This is a genomic window from Marinagarivorans sp., assembly GCF_982758155.1.
The window spans coordinates 1-22,405 of record NZ_CEXWTU010000024.1 but is presented as its reverse complement, the minus strand read 5'-3'; the positions used below and the strand labels follow the sequence as shown (position 1 = coordinate 22,405).

The following is a 22,405-nucleotide window of genomic DNA, read 5'->3' as shown; positions in this document are numbered from 1 at the left end:
CGCTACCGCCGCCCGTGCAAGCCAAAAGTAGCAGCATGATGTCGATTATTCTGAAAGAAGGGTTGTTGATTGCGCTATTAGCGACCTGCGGATTTTTAACCTTGGCTTTGGCTACCTTTGATCCTTTTGATCCCGGTTGGTCGAATACGGGCACAAATACCGGCGTCGCCAATGCGGGTGGCCCAGCAGGTGCGTGGTTAGCGGATGTGGCTTTTACCTTGTTTGGTTATATGGCGTATTTGTTTCCCGTGATGTTGGCCTATCAAGGTTGGTGCGTTATGCGCGATAGGCAATCCGATGCTTTCGATCCTATTGTCTTAGGTTTGCGATTTGTAGGTTTGTGCCTAGTGATGGTGTCGGCCACGGGCATGGCGGTGCACTATCAAGGTGAGGCGTCAGTGTCTTTACCGTTGTCAGTGGGCGGTGCTTTGGGTGTGTCCATTGCTAATTCGGTGGACTCTGCTTTTGGGGTGATTGGCGGATCCCTCATGTTGGTCAGTTTGTTTCTTTTTGGCCTGACGATCTTTGTTGATATCTCGTGGTTAAAGGTAATGGATGCTATTGGTGCGAGCATTTTGTCGTTGTCTCGACGTTTCCGAGACTATCTCGAGCGCCGCCGCTTTCGCCGTATGGAAAGGAAGGCGGTTAAAGAAACTGTAATAAAGCGACAGGTTGCCGTCGAGAAGCAGGTTAAGCACATACAAGAGCGCAAAGCGCCGACTATCAGCTTGCCCAAGCCTAAAGTTGAGCTAAGTCCGCGTATTGAAAAAGAAAAGCAGCAAGTCTTGTTTGAATCACCGGTTGAAGGCGCAATGCCCGCTATTGGTCTGCTCGAACCCGTTCAAAAAAATGATAAAAAAGGCTTCTCGGAAGAATCGCTCGAGGCAATGTCGCGCTTGCTAGAGCTGAAACTTAAAGATTTTGGTGTGGTGGCCGAAGTTGTGCAGGTTTTGCCGGGTCCTGTGGTTACTCGATTTGAAATTCAGCCTGCACCGGGTGTTAAAGCCAGCAAAATTACTAACTTAGCCAAAGACATTGCACGCTCATTGGCGGTTATTAGTGTTCGTGTTGTCGAGGTTATTCAAGGCAAATCTGTTGTTGGTATTGAGATCCCAAACGAAGAGCGTGAAATGGTGCGCTTGTCCGAGGTTATTGCCTCAAATATTTACGAAAAGTCACGTTCACCCCTAACCTTTGCATTGGGACACGACATTTCGGGGCAGCCGGTAATTGCCGATTTAGCCAAGATGCCTCACCTGTTAGTGGCGGGAACCACCGGTTCGGGTAAGTCGGTGGGGGTTAACTCCATGTTGGTGAGTATTCTTTATAAAGCCACCCCAGAGGAAGTTCGACTCCTGTTGGTCGATCCTAAAATGTTGGAGCTTTCTGTTTATGAAGGCATACCGCATTTATTGGCTCCGGTTATAACCGATATGAAAGACGCCGCCACAGGCCTGCGCTGGTGCGTGGGGGAGATGGAGCGGCGGTATAAATTAATGGCTGCGCTTGGTGTGCGAAACCTGGCGGGTTACAACAAAAAAGTCTCGGATGCTGCCAAGTCCGGCGAGCCAATAAAAGATCCTCTGTGGCTGCCGGATGAGGCTGGGATTGGTATTCAGGAGGCGCCAGATTTAGATCGACTGCCGTTTATTGTGGTGGTTATTGATGAATTTGCTGACATGATGATGATTGTCGGTAAAAAGGTTGAGCAGCTAATCGCGCGTATTGCACAGAAAGCGCGTGCGGCAGGCATTCACATGGTTTTAGCGACTCAGAGGCCATCGGTTGATGTCATTACGGGCTTGATTAAAGCTAACGTTCCTACACGTATGGCTTTTCAGGTTTCGTCTAAAATCGATTCGCGCACTATTTTGGATCAAGGGGGCGCAGAGCAGCTACTTGGGCATGGAGACATGTTGTATTTGCCACCCGGCACAAGCTTGTCTATTCGTGTTCACGGCGCTTTTGTTGATGATCATGAGGTGCATGCTGTCGTTGCCGATTGGAAAAAGCGTGGTGCGCCCGATTATCTTGACGAAATATTTAGTGAAGCTACAGACGCTGTTATGGTGCCTGGCTTTAGCGAAGAGGGCGAAAGCGGTAGTGATAGTGAGTCCGACCCACTCTATGACGAAGCAGTTGCTTTTGTGACTGAAACCCGAAAAGCGAGTATCTCCTCGGTGCAGCGCAAATTGCGCATTGGCTATAACCGTGCAGCACGTTTAATTGAACAAATGGAGGAGTCGGGTGTTATTACTGCTGCAGGCCATAACGGCAGCCGTGAAGTGCTAGCGCCGCCACCGCCACGCTAGTTCGTGCTGTTCAGCTTCGATTAAAGCGCGGTGCGTAGAGTGGGGCGCAACCATCCATTAATAGATTTACCGGAAATGCTATGCAAACTTATATGAAATTCAAACTGGCGGCGGCCATCTTTGCTGTAAGCGCTGTCTATTTACCTTCAGCCGCATTGGCTGAGGAGAAAAAAGTGCCATCATCGAAGCCTGTTATTATTGAAAAAAAGGTTGATGGCAACGCCGAAGTTACTCGTGAAGCCATTGTTCAACGCTTAAGTGCGCTGCAAAGTCTACGTGGCCAATTTACACAAACATTAGAATCAAAAGACGGTAAAACGTTACAAGAGACAGCAGGCGATTTCACTTTCAAGCGCCCTGGGTTTTATCATTGGGAAAGTAACGATCCTTTTCCGCAAACCGTAGTGGGCAATGGTGAAACTGTTTGGATTTATGATCCAGACCTAGAGCAGGTCACAATCGCAAAGCAAGACTCCATGCCTTATAACCCGGCAAATTTACTCAGTGGTGGCATTGCTGACTTAGCCGCGCGTTATCATGTATTACAGCTGATCGAAGGTGGGGTAGAGCGCTATACGCTTATGCCTATTGATGCCGCGAATGCGCCATTTGTACAGTTGGGGGTTAATTTTAAGGGGGATATTTTACAAGCTGCCACCTTAACCGACCGCTTAGGGCAAGTGACGCGAATCCGCTTTGACGATACCAAGGTTAATCTAAAAGTGGATGATAAACTTTTCACTTTTATGCCACCAGAAGGCACGGACATATTGATGAATGACTGATTTGTTTAGTCAGAGTGCGCCACAACCGCTGGCATCGAGGATGCGTCCGCGAACACTAGAGGAGTATGTGGGGCAGAATCACCTGCTTGATCAGGGTAAACCTTTGGGTGAATCTTTGCGGCAAGGTGCTTTGCACTCGATGATTCTTTGGGGGCCGCCTGGGGTAGGTAAAACAACGCTCGCGCGATTGTTTTCTGAGCTCGTAGACGGATATTTCCAAAGTATGTCTGCTGTGCTTGCGGGCGTTAAAGATATTCGCTCAGCGGCCGAGGATGCAAAAAATCGTTTTAACGCTCATGGCCAAAAAACAGTGTTGTTTGTCGATGAGGTCCATCGGTTTAACAAATCACAGCAAGATGCGTTTTTACCCTATGTTGAAGATGGAACGGTTGTGTTTGTTGGCGCGACAACGGAAAACCCCTCTTTTGAAGTGAATAATGCGCTGTTATCGCGTTGCCGTGTTTATGTACTTAAGGCATTGTCGAATCAGGATTTAAACTTGCTCGCCGACAATGCATTGGCTCACAAAGAGAAAGGCTTGGGCGCGCGCGCGCTGGGTTTAGAGCGCGAGGCCCGTGAGCGCCTTATTCAGTGCGCAGATGGTGACGGCCGCAGGCTACTGAACTTACTTGAACTTGCAGGTGATCTAGTCAAAGACGGCAGTGAAATCTCCGCCGATACGATTGAGGCGGTAGCCTCACATGATGTGCGTCGTTTTGATAAGGGCGGCGATGTTTTTTATGAACAAATATCCGCTCTGCATAAATCTGTACGAGGCTCTAATCCCGATGGCGCACTCTACTGGATGGCCAGGATGTTGGATGGCGGCTGCGATCCATTGTACGTGGCGCGGCGTGTGGTGCGTATGGCGAGCGAGGATATCGGCAATGCTGACCCTCGCGGTTTGCAATTGTCTTTGAACGCATGGGATGTACAGTCGAGGCTGGGTAGCCCCGAGGGCGAATTGGCTATTGCGCAGGCAGTGGTGTATTTGGCATGCGCACCCAAGAGTAATGCCGTTTACATGGCCTACAAAGCGGTAATGGCCGATGTAAAAGCCGAGCCAAGCTACGACGTGCCTAACCATCTACGCAATGCTCCAACCAAGTTGATGAAGCAGCTCGATATGGGCAAAGATTATCGTTATGCCCACAGCGAAGAGCAAGCGTATGCGGCAGGTGAGCATTATTTCCCTGATGAAATGCAAGCGCGACAGTATTATCAGCCGGTGGGGCGCGGTTTAGAAATTAAAATTGGCGAGAAACTTGCTCACTTAGCCGAACTCGATAGGCAGGCACTCTCAGCCGCCCCAGAGTCTCTGCAATCTATTAAGGCTAAGGTGAAATAATGCTACTTCAATTCTTGAGTGTTGCCGTGGGTGGTGCACTGGGCGCTTGTGTGCGCTATTCTCTTGCGCTATTTTTCCCTTTTGTTCCTGGGCAGTGGCCGGTCGCTTCTTTTACGGCAAATGTTTTGGGTTGCACGATTATGGGTGCGCTTTTTTATCTTATTCAGCAGGCGCACCTTCCGTTGTCGCTAAAACCTTTACTATTGGCCGGTTTTTTGGGGGCAATGACCACCTTTTCGAGCTTTGCACTTGAGGCTTGGCTTCTGCTTCAGCACAATGCGCACTTATTAGCGATTGCTTACCTTGCCGTCAGTGTTTTGGCCTGCGTGTGCGCCATTGCGTTTGGCTTTGCTGTTGCGGGTATTGCGGTGCGTTGGGCTGGGTAATACACCGCCCGGGTAGCGCTAGCGTATTTTTCATCTTTTATTTGACCAATTAATTAAGGCCGTTATGTTAGATCCTAAACTTTTTCGCAATGATATTGAACACTTAGCTTCGCAGCTGGCTGCGCGTGGTTACACTTTGGATGTGGCATCCATTCAAACCCTGGAAGAGCAGCGTAAAAAACTTCAGGTTCATTGTGAGTCGTTACAACAAGAGCGTAACGCTAGTGCTAAAAATATAGGTAAGGCGAAGGCACAAGGGCAAGATATTGCGCCTTTATTGGCCGCAGTCGATACCATGAAAGCGCAGTTGCACGAAAGCGAAACAGAGCTTTCGGCGCTTCAATCTAAGCTTGAATTGTTATTAGCAGGCGTGCCGAATGTGCCCGATGCAAACGTTCCTGCAGGCCTGAAAGAAGAAGATAACGTCGAGGTATCGATTGTTGGCGAAGTGCCTTCATTTGATTTTGAGCCCTTGGATCATGTTGATTTGGGTGAAAAACTCGGCATGTTAGATTTCGATACAGCAAGTAAATTAACGGGTTCGCGCTTTTCTGTACTTAAAGGGAAGCTAGCGTTAATGCAGCGGGCTTTAACGCAATTTATGCTGAATACTCATACAATTGAGCATGGCTATGAAGAAGCGTATGTTCCTTATATGGTTAATCGTGATTCTTTGTACGGTACGGGGCAGTTGCCTAAATTTGAGGAAGATCTCTTCAAACTGACCGACGATCGTGAATTTTACTTAATACCCACCGCCGAAGTGCCACTGACTAACTTAATGCGTGGCGAAATTATTGAAGAATCTGCTTTGCCTTTGCGCTACACCGCGCATACGCCGTGCTTTCGTTCAGAAGCGGGCAGTTATGGCCGTGATACACGGGGTATGATACGCCAGCACCAATTTGAAAAAGTGGAATTGGTACAGTTTGTAAAACCTGAAGATTCAGACGCGACTCTAGATACGCTAACTGGCCATGCTGAGGCGATTTTGCAAAAGCTCGGTTTAGCCTATAAGAAAATGGCATTGTGCGCCGGTGATATGGGCTTCTCTGCGGCTAAAACCTATGATTTAGAAGTTTGGTTGCCATCACAGCAAAAATACCGTGAAATTTCCTCGTGTAGCAACTTTCGCGATTTCCAATCGCGACGAATGAAGGCCCGCTACCGCAATTCTGAAACGGGCAAGCCTGCACTGCTTCATACATTAAATGGCTCTGGTTTGGCGGTGGGTCGTACATTACTTGCCGTAATGGAAAATTATCAACAAGCCGACGGCTCAATTGTTGTACCCGAAGTTTTACGCCCCTATATGGCCGGCCTTGAGGTGATTAAAGCTTAGTGCGCTATTTCCCCTTTTTTCATGACTTACAAGGCAAGTGCTGTCTTATTGTTGGCGGTGGCGCTATTGCTTTGCGTAAGGCGCGTTTGCTGAATAAAGCTGGGGCGCAGCTACGTGTAGTGGCGCCGTCTATCGTGCCCGAACTCCGGGATTTGGCTATCGCTTCAGGCGGGCAGTGTTTACTCGAGTTGTATCGAGATGAACACCTTGATGGCGCTGTACTGGTTATTTCAGCCACCGATATCGATGTGGTGAATTCACAAGTTGCGCAAGCCTGCAATAAGCTTCGTTTACCTGTAAACGTGGTTGATGATCCCAAATTGTGTAGCATTATAACGCCCGCCATTGTCGATCGAAGCCCTTTACTTATTGGTGTAACCAGTGGCGGTGAGGCCCCCGTGCTGGCGCGAATGGTTCGGTCACGTTTGGAGGCGCTATTCCCGAGCCGCTATGGCATGCTAGGTAACTTGGCGAGCCGTTAAGGCGCGTTTTAACGACGGCGAACAGCGTCGTCGATTCTGGGAAAAGACGTTGCAAGGCCCCGTGGCTGAGCAGGTTTTTGCCAACAATCTAGAGAAAGCCGAGCAGTTGATGCAGCAGGCCATCGATCAGGCGGGTGATGATCATCAAGGTGAGGTCTATCTTGTTGGTGCTGGCCCCGGCGACCCTGATTTACTAACCTTCAAAGCGTTGCGCCTTATGCAGCAGGCTGAAGTAGTCCTCTATGACCGCCTTGTTAGCCAGCCTATTTTAGAGCTTGTTCGGCGTGATGCTGACCGCATTTATGTGGGTAAAAAGCGCGATCTCCACGCGGTTGCCCAACAGGACATTAATCAGCTTTTAGTGGATCTGGCAAAGCAGGGCAAAAGAGTTTTACGGCTCAAGGGCGGTGATCCTTTTATTTTTGGCCGTGGTGGCGAAGAAATTGAATTGTTGGCCGAGAATAATGTACCTTTTCAGGTGGTGCCTGGGATTACGGCAGCAAGTGGTTGCGCTGCTTATTCGGGGATTCCCTTAACACACCGCGATCATGCGCAGTCTGTTCGGTTCGTTACTGGTCACCTTAAAGAGGGCTCAAGTGACCTCCCATTCAATGAGATGGCTAGCGCAAATCAGACGTTGGTGTTTTATATGGGCTTGGTTGCATTACCGGATATTTGCCTAAAGCTTATCCAAAATGGCAAAGACCCCAAAACGCCGGCTGCATTGATTGAGCGCGGCACTACACCGGACCATCGCGTCCATATCGGTGATCTCGAATCTCTTCCCGTTTTAGTGAAAAACACCGAAGTGCATGCGCCGACATTACTTATTATTGGTTCTGTCGTGTCTTTGCATGGAAAGCTCAATTGGTTTGCGCCATAGTTACTGCTGTTAGGGGTTCTCAAGCTTTTAGTCAATAAAGTTGTGATGTTATCTGCCGTTAAGCTGGTGGTATCGCATGCTTTATTCTTTGCCTAGGAGTCCATCGATGATCCCTTTTGATCCTGTAAAGCCGCGGGCACCTCAATTAGGCCCTTTGCGGGTGCATCGCGCGCAGCCGGTCACGGCCCGTTTAAAACAACCCGATGCGGCACCTAAAGACCGCCGAAATAGAACCGATCGCCGTAAAAATAAATTCAGTCACCGGGGGGCATTCGAGATGCGAACTGGCGACGATCGACGTGGCATAGACCATATTGATGAGGAGGTTTGAATCCTTTTAACTGCCTCATTTTGGCATAGTAAATTGCTTATCAAGATCAAATACGTAGGTGTTTTTATCGGGTTATAAATTTGGGCTAGCTATACTTATCAAGATAATGTTGTGAGTTGTCTGCCCATGAGTGAATTACACCGCCAATCTATCCCGCTAGAACATCTGACCGTTGGTATGTTCGTGGTTGATCTTGATGTCCCCTGGATAAACAGCCCTTTTTTAACGCACTCTCGGAAAATCAAATCATTCAAAGATATTGATGCTCTGCGTCGTTCAGGCGTTAAAAATCTAGTGATTGATACAGACAGAGGGCTACCATCTAAATCATTACCTGAGTATGCGGAAGGGGTTAGCCGAGATGATGGCTCTCAAGAGCCTCTCCTTGCAAGTACGGGCGAGCCACCAAAAAGCGAGGTGCCTGCTGTTAAGGCTATTGAGCCACGCGTCCCTAGTGTTTCTGTCGAGATGGTGGCGGCACAAAAAGTGGCGGCACAGGTTAAGCAGGTGGCGAACAGCTTGCTTGAGGCCCTTAACGCGAACAAAGCTATCGACGTAAAGGTGGTTGCGCCTTTAGTTGCCGATACGCTGGATAGCTTAAATCGAAATAATCAGGCCTTGATGAGCTTGGTACACCTCAGCCGTAAATCGCAAAAGTTAGCCGATCACGCCTTCAGTACCTTTTGTGTTGCGCTCAATATGGGGCTTTCGCTCAAGCATTCTTCTGATGAGCTTCAGGCTTTAGGTTTGGCGGCTCTCTTGCATGAGGCCGGTTGGCAGCAGTTACCGCTAAACTTGATGGGTAAACGTACAAAATATACGGCCAATGAAACGCAGCTGATAACAAAACATGTAGATATTGGATTAAACATGCTGCAAAGCTCAAGCTTACCTGAACTGGCCGGACGAATTATTGCAGAGCATCATGAACGTAATAATGGGACCGGATACCCAAACGGCCTTAAAGGGAGCGACATCCATCCATTAAGCCAAATACTGGCCATCGCCGATACCTATGATGAGCGCATTCATCAGTTGCAAGATAAACCAGGTTTATTACCCCGTAATGCCTTGCAGGGGCTTTATAAAGAAACGAAAAAAGGACTCTACGATACGCGCGCCATGACGGCATTTATTTCTATGATGGGTGTATACCCCGTTACCAGTGCTGTTTTACTGGAAAGTGGAGAAAAAGGGATTGTTACTGACCATGATCATCATGTGCATACGACACGCGTAAAAATCATTTATGACGGCAGTGGAAAAGTTCTAGAAAGCCCTATTGAAGTCTTCATTTGTGAGGCAGGGCAAGGGCGAGCGATTAAGTCTTTACTAGATCCATCCGATAGCCGAGTGGACCCATTTGCGTTGCTTGTGTGTACGGAGCCTTAATGTAATGACAGCAATCCCGCCCATGTTTGATGGCATGCTTGATATTTGGCCGGATCCTTTAATTATTGTCGATAGCTCAGGTCTTTTGGTGTGTTTGTCGCCTATGGCTGAGCAGGTGCTAGGTTGGGGTACTGGAGAGTGCATAGGCGGCGCTGCTCATGAAAAACTTTGTGTGCAGGCAAGAGGGCACGCTCACACAATCGAGGATTGTCCGTTTAATGCGCCGCAAGATTATGCTCAATGGCAGTCGGTGTTTTGGTGTACTGAGGATGGCGGTTATTTATCTGTCGATGTGAGGGCAACGGTTTTAAACCGGGAGCATGCTGGATATACGGCTTGGAGTTTTGTCGATAATACCGCGCTTATTCATAATCGTGCAGAGTTCGAAAAATTTGCTCAGTTTGTAGAGTTAAGCCCAGCGCCGATGGCTGAATTTGATACAGAAGGACAAATGCTATTCGCCAATACTGCCATGCAAACGTTAATGGTTGGTGCTGGGTTTGATGCGCAGGGCAATTCGGATGCTCTACCTAAAGATCTCGAAGCGTTATGCCGGCTTTGCCTAACTGCCGATAATACAAATGAAGCCGACTCCAAATCGGACGCAGATTCAACGGTTATTGCACTTGAGGGGCGTTTTTTTAAGTGGCATTTTGTTGCGTTAAATTCAGCGGCGGTGGGTGTGGAGCCCTCGATTATAGGTTTTGCTTTTGATGTAACGCATCAGCAGCGTGTACGTGAAGAGCTTGAAGAGGCCAAGCGCATAGCCCGGCGCGATTTTTACGCAAAAATGATACATGAACTGAGAACCCCACTAAACGCCATTATGGGGTTTAGCGATTTGCTATTGGCGCGCACGCAATCGAAGTTATCGGAAAGAGAGTATAGAAATTTACAATCGATAAAAAATGCAGGTTTTCAGTTGAATGAACTGGTCACTGACACGTTGGATATTTCAAAGATAGAAGCCGGTTTTATGGCCCTGGAGGTATCCGAGTTCGATTTGAGTGCCTTATGCCACACTTTCTTACCGCAAATTGAATCACTAGCGCTAGCAAAAAAACTGGCTTTTGAATCGGTGTTACCTGATGTGGCGATGCTTGAATCCGACAACCAAAAAGTACGCCAAATCATTATCAATTTACTCTCAAATGCCATTAAGTATACCCGTCAAGGGCACGTCACTTTAACTGTGCGCTGTAGCAATGAGTCTTTAGTGCTCAGTGTTGCGGATAGCGGCGTTGGTATCCCTGAGGCCCAAAAACATAAATTATTCAATCAGTACTCGCAAATAGACGAAGCTCAAAACGCAGGGATTAGCGGCACAGGGTTAGGCCTCGCACTGGTCGGTGAGCTGGTAAAAATGTTACAAGGCGAGATTGTTGTGCAGAGTGAATACGGTAAAGGGAGCGAGTTTGTCGTAACGCTCCCACTGCAATACCCGCGTTAGCCCCAGTAGAGTTAACGCGTGAAGCCCTAGATAAGCCGAAGAGAGCTTGCACCGGGAGGCCGGTTATTGGAGTGTCAACATCAAGCATGGGTGGATGAAATATTGTTTCCTCGTCCCTTGGCTTGTATGGCAATGCCTGATCCCCTAAAATGCACCGCAATACTTGAGCAATTTACTAAGATATAGCGAGGTTTTCTATGGACATTATGGACACGATTAAACAGCAAATTACTGATAATGCAGTGATTTTGTACATGAAAGGTTCACCCGACGCACCGCAGTGTGGTTTTTCGCAGAAGGCATCGCAGGCGGTTATGGCTTGCGGTAAGCGCTTTGCTTTCGTTGATGTTCTTTCTAACCCGGACATTCGTGCAAATTTACCAAAATACGCCAATTGGCCAACCTTTCCTCAGTTATGGGCGGGCGGCGAACTTGTAGGCGGTTGCGATATTATTATGGAAATGAGCGAGAGCGGTGAGCTCAAAAAGACGATTGAAGCGGCTGTTCCAGACGAAGCGTAGAGCGGAAGTAGGTTAATTGGATTTGAATGCAGTCATTGCAAGAAAACTGATTACCAAATGATTTTGTAATGTTTCAAAACTTGAAAGCCCGCATATGCGGGCTTTTTTTGTGATTTTTATATTATCCTGAAAATGGTTGACTCTCGTTTAGAGGTACCTCGACCATAAAAGCGCTGTATTGCCTGATCTTCGAGTTGATGGCGTACAGTTGTTACTGCCAGCCTCGCCCAGTTTATCGACAGCGTCGGGGTAAATAACAATTGTGCCATTCATTGCATTCTTTGCATCTGATGTACCTTCTCTTCTCGCCTCGGAGCCAACCGTCCCCCATACTTTCAAATTAGTATTGGTTATCAGTTTTAAAGAATTTCCCGCAATAATGCGCCCAAAGACATTAAGAATGGATCTTAAGTAAATATCCCCCCCTTGATAGGTGGCATCCAGGTCTTCTTCGCCATCTGGCACGGGGTTTTGCTGCCCAGCCATCAGTGCAAACTGTCCTATAAACGGTTGCGTGGCTGGGACTGCATTCTCACCCTCGCCAACGGTCGTACGTTTGGCAGGTGGGCTTCCAAAGCAAAAGTCTGTAGGGTAAGGGTATGCGCCAGTACCATTATCAAACCAAGTAGTATTTGCCGTGTGAGATAGCGCCAAGCTTTCTCCGTCTCCTTCTATCTTAATTTCATTACCTCCACACAGTACCTCACTCGGTGCAGCGTTGAGCGCTACGATCATTTTTTCATTAGACGTTTCAACACCAATATTTCCAGCCGATAAAAACCCATTGATGCGGTATTCGATATGGTTTATCTCTAAGTCGCGGTCGAAGTACATTATTCCTGGGGCTAGTTTTGATGGAATACCGGTGACAATCCATTTGCCGGTTGGCCTGTCTTCAGCTGCTGCCAGCCCTTGTGTATCCACAGAAATAGCGGGAACAAAGTGAATGCAGCCAAATTCAGTATTTTCAGTAACACATATCGACGGATCAGTGGCTTGTGGTTCGACTCCGACTCTACGCAGGAGGTCAACTTTAGTTATTTGTTTAGTAATTTCATCGACTCTATCATATAAAAAATAATCGCCGTCGAGGAGGCCTTTAATATTTTGTATTGTTACTCTATGTTTTTCTCCTTCTGGAGCATCTTTGTCATATTTAAAGCTGTAGTGCGCATCGTACCCATCCGCGTCGGCAATAGTGCTGTTCTCGACGACGACAGGTTCATATACTCTGATAGGGCTTATTGAAACTGCTGTGCCGGCATTTCGGTTGGGAGTGTTACAGGTATCACCAATCGTGCCTTCAGATGTAATTTTCTCTATGTCACGTGTTGTAGAACACGTGACATTGCCTATGGCTTGCACTGTGCCAAACGAAGTGTAGTTGGTTGTAGCAAAGTCTACAGTGCCAAGACTACCGATATTGATTGTACCTCCTACTGTAGAGGATCCTCCTGTTTTGTTAATTTGAGCTTTAACGCCAGTAGTTATTTGTTCGTGAGTGCCGTTATCTATTGTAGCTGTTTGGTGGGTTTGAATTTTTGATGTGGCGCCTGAGGATTGCCAGTTGACATCTTCCATTGCCAGAATCTCGCCAATGTTTGCATTGTTGGTAACAAGGATTTCGCCTCCTGTTTCTATAAGTCCAGCATCCACTGAGCCTAAAATGCTAATTCCCTTATTGGCTTTTATTTTATTTATTGGGTTGCCGTTTCCTGTTCCCGTAAGTTTTACTTTTCCGGTAACTAAGAATTTATTGACGCCGTCAAGTGATGACGCATCGCTCAGATATCCCCACGAACCATCCACAGTAAATACACTTTTATCAGGGGACCCATGAAGGTCCAAGTCCAGCTTATCACCTTCAACATCTCCCGCAAGTTGCGATTTGGCTGGGGCTGGGCACTCTCTTGCTACTGTTCCAGGAGTGATTTCAAATACTAAATTAAGGCTAGATGCCGATGCAGATCGAGTGTCGACGGCTTTAATGGTAATGACGAATTGAGGCTTGGAATCAACTGTCGAATAGGATGAAAAGGTAATGGTGGATTTACTCAAATAATTCAAATCGGCTACTAAGGTTGGCGAAATTTCAACGGGACCACCGTCTATTTTTTGCATTAGAAGGGTTCGTTCTTCTGGTGATAGCGCTTCCAAATATGACCGAGCTGCTTCGGCTAATGCCCAGGCAGCGCTTTGCGCATTTGTCTTTGCATGAGAGGTGACTTGTTTATTTTGGGTGGTTTTTACTGTGTAAATAACACCCAGAGTTGAAGCCGATAGCGCAACACCTACCAACAAAACGATAAGTACAGTTGCTATACCCTGTTGTTTTTTTAGTGGTTTTAAAAGCATTATATTTACCTATCTAGGGGTTTATTAAGCAGACGCTATGCTTAAGAGAAGGAGCTGAGCCATTATTAGTATCTGATGCACTAAAGTGAGTGATATTAAGAATAGTGCTGTGATCATTTGGTGTCATGCCATACGGCGAGCATGCAGTGGTTATTTCCAATGAGGCATTTAAAAGCGTTTGTGTTGCTGCTGTTTTGCTATAAGTGCTATTTAGCCGCGTTAATGTATTGATGCTAAGTACAGTTTGTATTCCGTCTTCCCATACATCATCTGGTATTAAAGATAGTGCGGTTTGTGGGTGGCACGCATTGCTCTGGGTCCTGGTAATTGTTTGCAGCAGAATTTTTTTTGCTTCTATACCCACGGCTACATCTTCAGAGCCGTCATTCGCGGCCACAGCAATTTGTTCTACGATACGGCTACATTTTACGTTTACTGCCGTTGCTGGAAGATCAGTGGCTTCACGCCAAATAATTTGACTGGGGGTAGGGATGGTTAAATGAGGGGAGTCGATGGACTGAAGCCCAAAGCCAGTGTTTTGCACAAGCGTGCCTATTTGCGAAAGTACAAGAGAAGCATTGCCGTCATTTTTAGCATCGAAAGTTGCATCTACAGATGTTTGCGTCAATGTTTTATAAAGGGACAAGCTACCAAGGATTCCGATCATAGACACTAGTAGACCAATCATCAGTCCAATTAATGTTGCGCCGCTGATGTGTCGGGCGCTTAAAATGTAATTATGCGTTGATAAGGGCATAGCGAAATCCATACTTATATATGCTGAAGTTGGTCTGTTATTCATTGGCCAACCTTGACGGATACATTTTCATCGCCAATCGCTATTGTTGCGGCTAGCGCTAAAGGCCTACGTGAAATGAAGCTTTTGCTTCCTATGCCATCAACGGTAAAGGTCACATCAGTTGTTACTAGTTCTAGTGCCCCGTCTATGTTTGAACAAATGTTGCTTGTTTCAACTGTTGCATACGCTACGCTCGGATTACATAGTTCAGTCTTTACCCCCCTGCTTGCTATCCCTTCGAGATTGGTAATAACTTGCGCCTGCTGCTGAGTCATCGTTTGTGCCGCAGTTACTTTTGATGCGGTGCGGGCAATTCCAACCCCAACAATCCCAATTAGCAAAACACCAATTAAAGATTCAATTAAAAAATCGCCGCGCTGAGTGCGACGCGTGTTGATTGCGTTTTTAGAAAAGCGTGGCAGTTTCATTAATATCACCTTTAGTAAAAGTAAATCGGTCATTTTTTGCAGTACTGGGGTCTAAGCAGCTTTCAACCGCAGTGCAATTGGTTGTATCAATAGGAGCAATTGAACCGTTACTGGTAAAGCAAGCGCAGGCAAAATCACTTTGGGCATCGCCATATTTAATAGTGACTCCTGGACGAAGCTTTGCGTTAAATACTTCCTGCCCCACCTTTGCATCACTGCAATCTGCGGCAGTTCGAGCAGCATCACCAATAGCATTAGACTGGCTTCTGACGCTGATGCTTCTAAGACCGTTGGCATCTGTTTTTATACAAAGCGCAGATGTTGCACCATCAACAGTTACCGCTGCCCCCTCACGAATGGCAATGTTCTTCGCCAAGCTGTAAGCACGCGTAAAGTTAGTTTGTGTGCGTGTAACATCTGGCCCATCAATCCAAGCGCTTGTCATCGGTAATGCGACCATGGCCAAAAAGGCAATAATGGCAATTGTGATGAGTAGTTCGATTAAGCTAAAACCGTTTTTCATTCTTATAGCCACTCATTATTACCGTTGGAGTATTTACAGCTATTTGCGGCTCCTAATGCCTTAATGTTGTCTTCATCCATTGTCAATGTGCAGCCGGCAAGGGATGTTCCTGCAGGCGGCGCCGCAGAGATATCATAAGTTGTGGCTGTTGAGTTAACAGTGAAAACAAAGTCAGCCGCTTTAGATGAAGGCCCCCAGCTCGTAAAGGCAGCCTTAATTGCATCTAAGTCGGCATTAACCAACGGTGGGTACGACAGAGTGCGTTGATAAACATTCTCAATAGCAAGTGTTAGAGCTACAACATCAGCCTGCGCAGCCCTTAATTTACTTTTTGCCACATAAGCCTGATAAGAAGGCAGCGCAATGCTCGCCAAAATACCAATAATTGCAATCGCGATCATTAACTCTATTAACGTAAACCCTGTTGTTTTTTGGTGGCCTGTTAGCGGCATTTTAGCGGTGCTCCAAACGTTTATGGTTGTTATGGCTGTTTGTTCTTTAAAAGCTTTGTAAGTGTAATGTCTAAAAGTTGACGTAATAACGTTAGCTTTATAAAGGTGTTGTTAATTCACTTGTAGGCTCTTGGCCGATTATAAAAACAATATTCTTAGAACTAATGTAACACTAGACCAAAAAAATGGCGCTTTACCGACGATAAGTGGCGCTTTGTCGCAGCTGAAATGCACTTTTTTGACGGAGGCTAGGGCTGTAGCGGCTTTTTGCGACACATTGTCGATTTATTGACTTAAAAGTTAATGTTTTAGTATGAGTGTTGTTGTAGCAGGGATGAGTATTGATGCATACTTTGCTACAGCTTGTGCGGCATATCACAAAATAGCCAAGGTATTGGCGCTGCGCTTGAAGTGTTTGCAAGCCTCAACTACATATTGATAGAGAACAATAATAAAAGGGTATGACCTATGAGCTTAATATCATCGTCTACAGCGGTTAATTTCTTAGCGATCAATTGTCCTGATTTTAATTCTACAAGTTACCCCGTTGAAGTTGCTTTGTCGTTGGCGAATGGCCGGCATTATCAAGCTTGGATTAAGCCTATGAGCGATCGGTTTTCTCCCGAGTTAGATGATGATGTTAAAGAGGCTGTTAGGCTTTACGGGAAATATCCAGACCAGGTGTGTAACGAGCTGAATATATTATGCGCAGGTAACAACCTCTATTGTGATCATTGGGGGTTTACCGCTAACTGGGTGGAGAACCTATTTTTTGCTGCTTGTGTTGATCGTGATTTTACGTGTAGCCCTATTGAGGCGCTGCTAGAGGAAGAGGAGCATTTGAATTGGAATGCGCGCAAGCAATTTGTGATTGATGTACTTAAAAGTAATGATCACACGGCGGGTGCGCAAGTTGAAGTGATGCAGGCGGTTGTGAATTTGTTTTATCGTGAGCAGGCTGTGGCGGTGCCGTCCGATCACTCACTTGTTGCCACGCTACAATAATATTGGCGGTATAAAACGTAAAAGCCCTTGCTGATAAGCAGGGGCTTTTTTTTGTAACTACTCAGGTGGGGTCGAGATGACGCCCCTAAAAGGCGAATTGATTGTTTTCTGGGCATTCAAGCGTCAGGAACGCTTGCATAGCGCCCATGGATGGCTTGAGCGGCTCAGAAAATTATCAGTTTGCCGCCCTATTTGTACATTGCTGAATAGATACCTTTATTTTACGTTAAGGGCTAGACAGTAAGGGTATGTTTAATGGCATGAAGAGGACGGGCAGGGGGATAAAATATTGTTTTATCCCCGCTTATGCCTAGAGGAATTCGGTTGTTAAGCCTATAGCTTTCACGTCGTCTTCTTTGTTCTTGTCGGTAATCACACAAGTATGTGCGGTTTGTTCTTTAAGGTAAGTTTGCGCTACACGCTTTAAATCATCTTCTTTTGTGGCGAGTAGGCGCTCCCTAAAGCGTTGGCGAGTTACGGGTGTGCGGCCGTTTAACATAGCGTGGAAGTCGCGTTTTGCACCACCAGCAGGCGAGTCGGGTTTATCGAGGCTACTTACAACGCCCAAAATCGCTTCTTCTATTGATTGCCAGCTGTGGTTGGTTTCGAGTGACCAGTCAATGGCTTTATCGAAATCGTTGAGTGTTTCGGCAAGCCTTGGATCGCGGTAAGAATAGAAGCGGAACGCGCCGTTGTTGCTGTCTTGTCCTGCTCCGCCGCCATAGGCGCCACCTTGTTCACGTATGGCGCGATGTAAAAATCCATTTCGCATTACATTACCCAAAACCACCAAAGCGGCAGCATCCGGATGGTCTGTTGCTACCGTGGGGTAGGCTTTAGCGCAAAAGTTGACTTGGCTGTTGGTTAGCCAGGCTTCTTGCGTTTCTTGTGGGTTGAATGTCGAGGCGAAGCCTTTCGCTTGGGCTGCGGCTATCTGGTCAAACTTGCTCGCAAAGTGTTCTCCGTAAGCGGTTAATGGCTGCTCTTCTGCCACAATCATAAATCGCTTGGGCATACTGCCAATGGCGTTATGGATTTGCGATAGCTTCTCGCTCATGGTGTTGAGTGCGGCGCTTTCGGTTAACGATTTGTCCAGTGCTTTAAGGTGACGAATACCTTGTAGTCCCGTTAGATTAAAGCTGAGTTGCGCTCCAGGGCTAATACCTTTGCTGGCGCCTTGCATGGCCAAGCCGTGCCCGCTACCGGTTACGCTTTGCTCTCGGCTGCTGCGCATTTGAGCAATAAGTTCTTTAATTCGATCTGTTTCATCAAAGCGTGCGTCATTCATTGTGGCTAACATAAGATCGCTAAGGGCTTCTTGATTGCTGCCCAAAGCCTTGCCCGAAAGAGTAACAAAGCTATTCAGTTGAAGTGTGTTGTCGACGCTGCCTCTTAAGCTTGAATATGCGCCGAGGCTTCCGCTAACCTGCGCTTGCCAGCGTTGTACATCGAGATAGCCGCGGCCGCCAATGCCAACTTCTGTTAGCAGTGATGTATAAAAAGGCAGGTAAGCCAATAGCTCATCATCCAGTGCCGGCATGTCGCAAACCACTTGCTGGTAAACCAAGCCATTGGTGCCTGCGTTGTAACCAAACAGAGAGTATTGGCTCTTGGGGAGTGTTTTCTCAAAGGCGGGGCTTACGATATCTTCTGATGCGGGTACATCTTCTAGGGTGACTTTGGGCAGTACGCTATCGTCATCTATTTGCGCTTGGCGATCGAGCAGTGCCTGGGCTTGATCGATAATGCCTTGGCTTTGCTCTGCCGTTAATGAGGCTTTGATTTTAGCGAGTTGCGCTTTCTCGGCGGCTTCTTTGCTGGCATTTAGATTGGCATCAGGACTTAGCGTTAGCGTAACGCGGTGTTTATTATTCAGCAGCCATTCGGTAATAACGGTGGGTATAAAAGCAGGATCTTTAATTTTTTCTCGTAGTTTAGCCAGTGCACTATCTATATTAAGAAGCGCGACGGGGTCACCTCTATGAGTGGCAGCGGTTAAGCCGTTAAGAATAAGTTGCAGCCCGTAAGGGTAACTATCGCCGCCCACTTCGCGTTGCTGTAATTCAAGTTGGTGAAGTGAAGCCTCTAAGTCTTCGAGAGGTATACCGTCTTCTACGACCTTTTGAAGGGTATCGAGTAACAATGCTTCTACGGCATCGCTGTGTTCGCGCTCTGTGCCTGCAATGCCGCAGACAAAAATCACTTCTTTTTGTGAATCGTCCAGGCCGCATAGTGGGCTTGGGGCTTGCCCAAGTGTTGATGTTTCGAGTACTTGCATCAGTGGGCAGGCACTATTATCGAGCAGTACACTGCTGAGTAAGTGTGCAGTGAGTACATCGTCTAAGTTGGTGCTTTCGCCCAGTAGCCAGCCAGTTACAATATGGGTTTTGTGGCTAAGGTCTTCTTCATTAAGGGGGTAGTGTTCTTCTACGCGCAAGGGTGAGAAGTAACGTTTCTCACTGGCCACATCAATCTGAACGTCCAGCTTGTCGAATTCTTTAAGTGCTTGATCTTCAAATTTAGCCTGTAGTTCGGCGGCGGGTAAGTCGCCAAAGGTCATGAAAATTGCATTGCTGGGGTGGTAGTGTGTTTTGTAAAACTGTACGAGTTCTTCGTAGCTTAAGTCTGGGATGCAGCTGGGTTCGCCGCCGCTATTATTGTGGTAGGTGTTGGTGGGGAATAAGTATTTAGTCAGCGTTTGCCAGAGTTGAGAGTTAACCGAGCTCATGGCGCCTTTCATTTCGTTGTAAACAACACCTTTATACTGGAGTTCGCTCTTAGCGTCGGTGGCTTCGGCAAACTCGAGGCGGTGCCCCTCTTGTGCAAAATCTAAAGGGTCTAATCGAGAAAAGAATACCGCGTCGAGGTAGACATCCAGCAGGTTGTTAAAATCTTTTCGGTTGACGCTAGCGAAAGGGTAGGCGGTCCAGTCCGAGCTGGTAAAGGCGTTCATAAAGGTATTCAGCGAGCGGCGCGTCATCATAAAAAAGGGGTCGCGCACAGGGTAACGTTTGCTGCCGCATAGGGCGGTATGCTCTAAAATGTGGGCAACGCCGGTAGAGTCTTCTGGCACGGTGCGCAAGGCAACAAGAAATACGTTTTCAGGGTTGTTTGAAGCTAGGTGAATATGTTGAGCGCCAGTGCGTATGTGTTCGTATTCTTCAACAACAACGTTCAGTGATTCTACCGGTTGGCTACGAAGTTTGCGGAAGGCTGGGTGTGCTGCGGTTTGCGCATTAGGCATTAAGTGTCTCGCTTTCAGGGCATTAAAAACAATGGGTGTAGATGCTGCTGCATGAAATATAGCAGTGCGTTGATCAAATACGCTGCAGTTTAGGTGAAAACCGGTGAGTTTTCGCCGTTACTGGCTACACTAAATTGTTATTGGGTATCGTTAAATAAGCTTGTGTGGCGCCATTGTGCCGGCCATAGTGGCTTGAATTCAACTGCTATAAGGTTTTTTCGTGAGTATTGATGTTTGGATTGTACTCCATGGGCAAGATTTATTGGGTCTCACATGGTTGCTATTTTGTTGGTTGGGCTATGCGATGTTGGCGCGTAAACGCGCAAAACATGTCTTTTGTATCGCTTCGGTTTTGCACCAATATCGCAAGCAGTGGATGGCCCAAATGTTACAACGTGACAACCGTATTGCCGATGCTTCATTACTGAATAACTTGGAGCGCAATGCGAGCTTTTTGGCCTCTACGTCGCTGTTCATTATTGCGGGTTTATTTACCGGTATAGCATCTGCAGATAAGCTGCAGGCCATTTTACCGGAGCTCCCCTTTGCGATTCCTGCCGATTCAGTGAGTGTCCAATTTAAATTGATTATTGTGCTAATGATACACATATATGCTTTTTTCACCTTTACGTGGGCTATGCGCCAATATGGCTTTTGCGCGGTGTTATTGGGTGCGGCGCCGTTAAGTACCGACCCTGATGTTATGGGTGAAACGGGTCAGAATTATGTGCGTTATATGGCTAAGGTTATTGATCGCGCGGGACACACTTATAATTATGGGTTACGTGCATTTTATTTTTCGTTGGCAGTAGTGGCTTGGCTGTTAAATATTTGGGTTTTTATGCTGGCAGTCGCGTTTACCATGGCTATTTTATATGGGCGCGAATTTCATTCTAAAACATTGCGCGCCATGATCGGTGTTAGCACTTTGGACTTAAATAACCTACCAAAACGCGAGTAAATGATGAATAATAGCGGCTTCCCTTTTGCGCGGAGAGCTGCAGCCCATGCCCTTAAACAAGGCTGTAAACAAAGACTCGAATGATGATGTGGCTATAGCCGAATCTGAAGAGGAAATTGCGTTCGCTGAGGCCGAAGAAGATACCCAAATACGTCGCCCTGATGCCGCTAAAATTTCACAGAAAAAAAGCATTACACCGCTGCAGGTTGAAAATACAGAACCATTGGTCCCTCTTTTAACAGCCGTTGTCGATTCTGTTGTTAAGGCTTCAAATTCTGCCGCTAGTGCTGGTAAATCTCCTGTGCCCAAGTCTGTCGACTCTGCTGTGAATGATGAAGTTGATTCTGAGCATAGTGCTGTTGGCCACGATGCTGGGAAGCTCAGTTTTTTAGCGCGTATTGATAAAACGGCAGAGCGACAGCGGCTGCGTTCTCAGCCTGAAGGTACCGTGTTAAGAGGGCGTTTCTCGCTCATAAAAACATTGGGTAGCGGTGGCATGGGGGATGTTTACCTCGCTAAAGATCTATTGCGAGAGGAAATGGAAGATAGCTCTCCTTATATTGCTTTAAAGCTACTGAATGAAGACTGCCAATCCATTCCTGGTGCGTTGCAAGCGTTACAGCGCGAAGCAAAAAAAGCGCAAACGTTATCCCATCCCAATATTGTTACCGTCTTTGATTTTGATCGCTGCGGCGATACGGCTTTTATTTCGATGGAGTATCTGCAAGGGCAAACCATTAAAGATTATTTGGCTGATCATGGTCGAATGCCGCACGCAAAAGCCATGCGTGTTATCGAGCTGGCAGCACGAGGTTTGGCCTACGCACACCAAAAAGGTTTTGTTCATGCCGATATCAAGCCGGCTAACGTATTTTTGCAAACGGATGATAATGTAAAAATTCTAGATTTTGGTATTGCACGGGCGGTTAACCAAGTGCAAGAACCCTCGGCCAGTGATGACTTAACGGCTTTTGCTTTAACGCCCAACTATGCCACTGTGGCCAGTTTGAAGGGACAGGCAACCACAGAAAAAGACGATGTGTATGCTTTGGCATGCGTTGCTTATCAGTTGTTAACGGGGCGCCACCCTTACACGACCTCTCAGGGTATGCCATTGTCCGCCTTAGATGCCCAGCGATTAGGCGCTAGAGTCGAAAATATTTTAGGTTTTAATCACCGGCACATGCGAGCATTGCGTAAAGCCTTACGTTTTGATAATGGTAATGGCTTTAATAATGCGGGCGAATTTATTGATGCTATTAAACCTCGCAGCCATAAAAGAATGGTTGTCAGTTTAGTTGCGGCGGTGGGCATTACTTTGGCCAGCTGGGTTGGCTTGCAACACTATATTGAAAGTCGTGTGCCATCGTTAGAATCTTTACCTGTAGTGCTCGCACCCATTGCTG

General features: G+C 46.9%; 18 protein-coding genes and 1 pseudogene. 13 read left to right on the top strand and 6 right to left on the bottom strand.

Annotation, left to right across the window (positions count from 1 at the left end; translation table 11 throughout):
• Positions 1-35 precede the first annotated feature (35 nt).
• The 10 genes and pseudogenes from AC3A8L_RS04885 (at position 36) to grxD (ending at position 11,232) form a co-directional block, all read left to right on the top strand.
• Positions 36-2,312: a DNA translocase FtsK gene (locus AC3A8L_RS04885; protein ID WP_487961123.1), complete on the top strand. Its 2,277-nt coding sequence runs from the start codon at positions 36-38 to the stop codon at positions 2,310-2,312.
• Positions 2,313-2,404: 92 nt separating this feature from the next.
• Positions 2,405-3,097 (top strand): outer membrane lipoprotein periplasmic chaperone LolA, encoded by a 693-nt coding sequence (gene lolA, locus AC3A8L_RS04880; protein WP_487961112.1) that lies wholly within the window; start codon positions 2,405-2,407, stop codon positions 3,095-3,097.
• Positions 3,090-4,445 (top strand): replication-associated recombination protein A, encoded by a 1,356-nt coding sequence (locus AC3A8L_RS04875; protein ID WP_487961111.1) that lies wholly within the window; start codon positions 3,090-3,092, stop codon positions 4,443-4,445. The genes lolA and AC3A8L_RS04875 overlap by 8 nt, the downstream gene beginning before the upstream one ends.
• Positions 4,445-4,831: a fluoride efflux transporter CrcB gene (gene crcB, locus AC3A8L_RS04870; protein ID WP_487961110.1), complete on the top strand. Its 387-nt coding sequence runs from the start codon at positions 4,445-4,447 to the stop codon at positions 4,829-4,831. Before AC3A8L_RS04875 ends, crcB begins: the two co-directional genes overlap by 1 nt.
• Positions 4,832-4,895: 64 nt before the next feature.
• The gene (serS, locus tag AC3A8L_RS04865) at positions 4,896-6,173 is read left to right on the top strand and encodes a serine--tRNA ligase (protein ID WP_487961109.1); all 1,278 of its coding nucleotides are present in this window, start codon (positions 4,896-4,898) and stop codon (positions 6,171-6,173) included.
• Positions 6,173-7,538 (top strand): annotated as a pseudogene (gene cysG, locus AC3A8L_RS04860) (siroheme synthase CysG). The gene serS and the pseudogene cysG overlap by 1 nt, the downstream one beginning before the upstream one ends.
• A gap of 106 nt (positions 7,539-7,644) precedes the next feature.
• Positions 7,645-7,869 carry a hypothetical protein gene (locus tag AC3A8L_RS04855; protein ID WP_487961108.1) on the top strand — a complete coding sequence of 75 codons (225 nt, stop codon included), beginning with the start codon at positions 7,645-7,647 and terminating at the stop codon, positions 7,867-7,869.
• A 111-nt stretch (positions 7,870-7,980) separates the two neighbouring features.
• Positions 7,981-9,261: a cyclic di-GMP phosphodiesterase gene (locus AC3A8L_RS04850; RefSeq protein WP_487961107.1), complete on the top strand. Its 1,281-nt coding sequence runs from the start codon at positions 7,981-7,983 to the stop codon at positions 9,259-9,261.
• Positions 9,262-9,265: 4 nt separating this feature from the next.
• Positions 9,266-10,711 (top strand): PAS domain-containing sensor histidine kinase, encoded by a 1,446-nt coding sequence (locus AC3A8L_RS04845; RefSeq protein ID WP_487961106.1) that lies wholly within the window; start codon positions 9,266-9,268, stop codon positions 10,709-10,711.
• Positions 10,712-10,908: 197 nt separating this feature from the next.
• Positions 10,909-11,232 (top strand): Grx4 family monothiol glutaredoxin, encoded by a 324-nt coding sequence (gene grxD, locus AC3A8L_RS04840; protein ID WP_487961105.1) that lies wholly within the window; start codon positions 10,909-10,911, stop codon positions 11,230-11,232.
• A gap of 147 nt (positions 11,233-11,379) precedes the next feature.
• Here the strand turns inward: grxD and AC3A8L_RS04835 are convergent, their stop codons facing one another.
• From AC3A8L_RS04835 to AC3A8L_RS04815, 5 genes are read right to left on the bottom strand one after another with little or no spacing between them, the layout of a single operon-like run.
• Positions 11,380-13,587, bottom strand: a complete 2,208-nt coding sequence (locus AC3A8L_RS04835) for a hypothetical protein (RefSeq protein WP_487961104.1) — start codon at positions 13,585-13,587, stop codon at positions 11,380-11,382.
• Positions 13,588-13,600: 13 nt separating this feature from the next.
• The gene (locus AC3A8L_RS04830) at positions 13,601-14,344 is read right to left on the bottom strand and encodes a hypothetical protein (RefSeq protein ID WP_487961103.1); all 744 of its coding nucleotides are present in this window, start codon (positions 14,342-14,344) and stop codon (positions 13,601-13,603) included.
• A gap of 41 nt (positions 14,345-14,385) precedes the next feature.
• Entirely contained in the window at positions 14,386-14,847 is a 462-nt protein-coding gene (locus tag AC3A8L_RS04825) for a hypothetical protein (protein WP_487961102.1), read from the bottom strand.
• Complete coding sequence (locus AC3A8L_RS04820; RefSeq protein ID WP_487961101.1) at positions 14,792-15,337, bottom strand: pilus assembly FimT family protein; 546 nt, start codon at positions 15,335-15,337, stop codon at positions 14,792-14,794. Before AC3A8L_RS04820 ends, AC3A8L_RS04825 begins: the two co-directional genes overlap by 56 nt.
• A 2-nt stretch (positions 15,338-15,339) precedes the next feature.
• Positions 15,340-15,789 (bottom strand): type IV pilin protein, encoded by a 450-nt coding sequence (locus tag AC3A8L_RS04815; protein ID WP_487961100.1) that lies wholly within the window; start codon positions 15,787-15,789, stop codon positions 15,340-15,342.
• Between the two features lie 468 nt (positions 15,790-16,257).
• Between AC3A8L_RS04815 and AC3A8L_RS04810 the strand changes: the two genes are divergently transcribed.
• Positions 16,258-16,794: a hypothetical protein gene (locus AC3A8L_RS04810; protein WP_487961099.1), complete on the top strand. Its 537-nt coding sequence runs from the start codon at positions 16,258-16,260 to the stop codon at positions 16,792-16,794.
• 310 nt (positions 16,795-17,104) lie between these two features.
• Here AC3A8L_RS04810 and AC3A8L_RS04805 read toward each other — a convergent pair whose 3' ends face one another.
• Entirely contained in the window at positions 17,105-20,038 is a 2,934-nt protein-coding gene (locus AC3A8L_RS04805) for an insulinase family protein (RefSeq protein ID WP_487961098.1), read from the bottom strand.
• Between the two features lie 220 nt (positions 20,039-20,258).
• Here AC3A8L_RS04805 and AC3A8L_RS04800 point away from each other — a divergent pair, with 220 nt between their 5' ends.
• Together AC3A8L_RS04800 and AC3A8L_RS04795 are read left to right on the top strand one after the other, a co-directional pair.
• Positions 20,259-20,999, top strand: a complete 741-nt coding sequence (locus AC3A8L_RS04800) for a DUF599 domain-containing protein (protein ID WP_487961097.1) — start codon at positions 20,259-20,261, stop codon at positions 20,997-20,999.
• A gap of 46 nt (positions 21,000-21,045) precedes the next feature.
• A partial coding sequence (locus AC3A8L_RS04795) for a serine/threonine-protein kinase (protein ID WP_487961096.1) occupies positions 21,046-22,405 on the top strand: 1,360 nt, incomplete at its 3' end.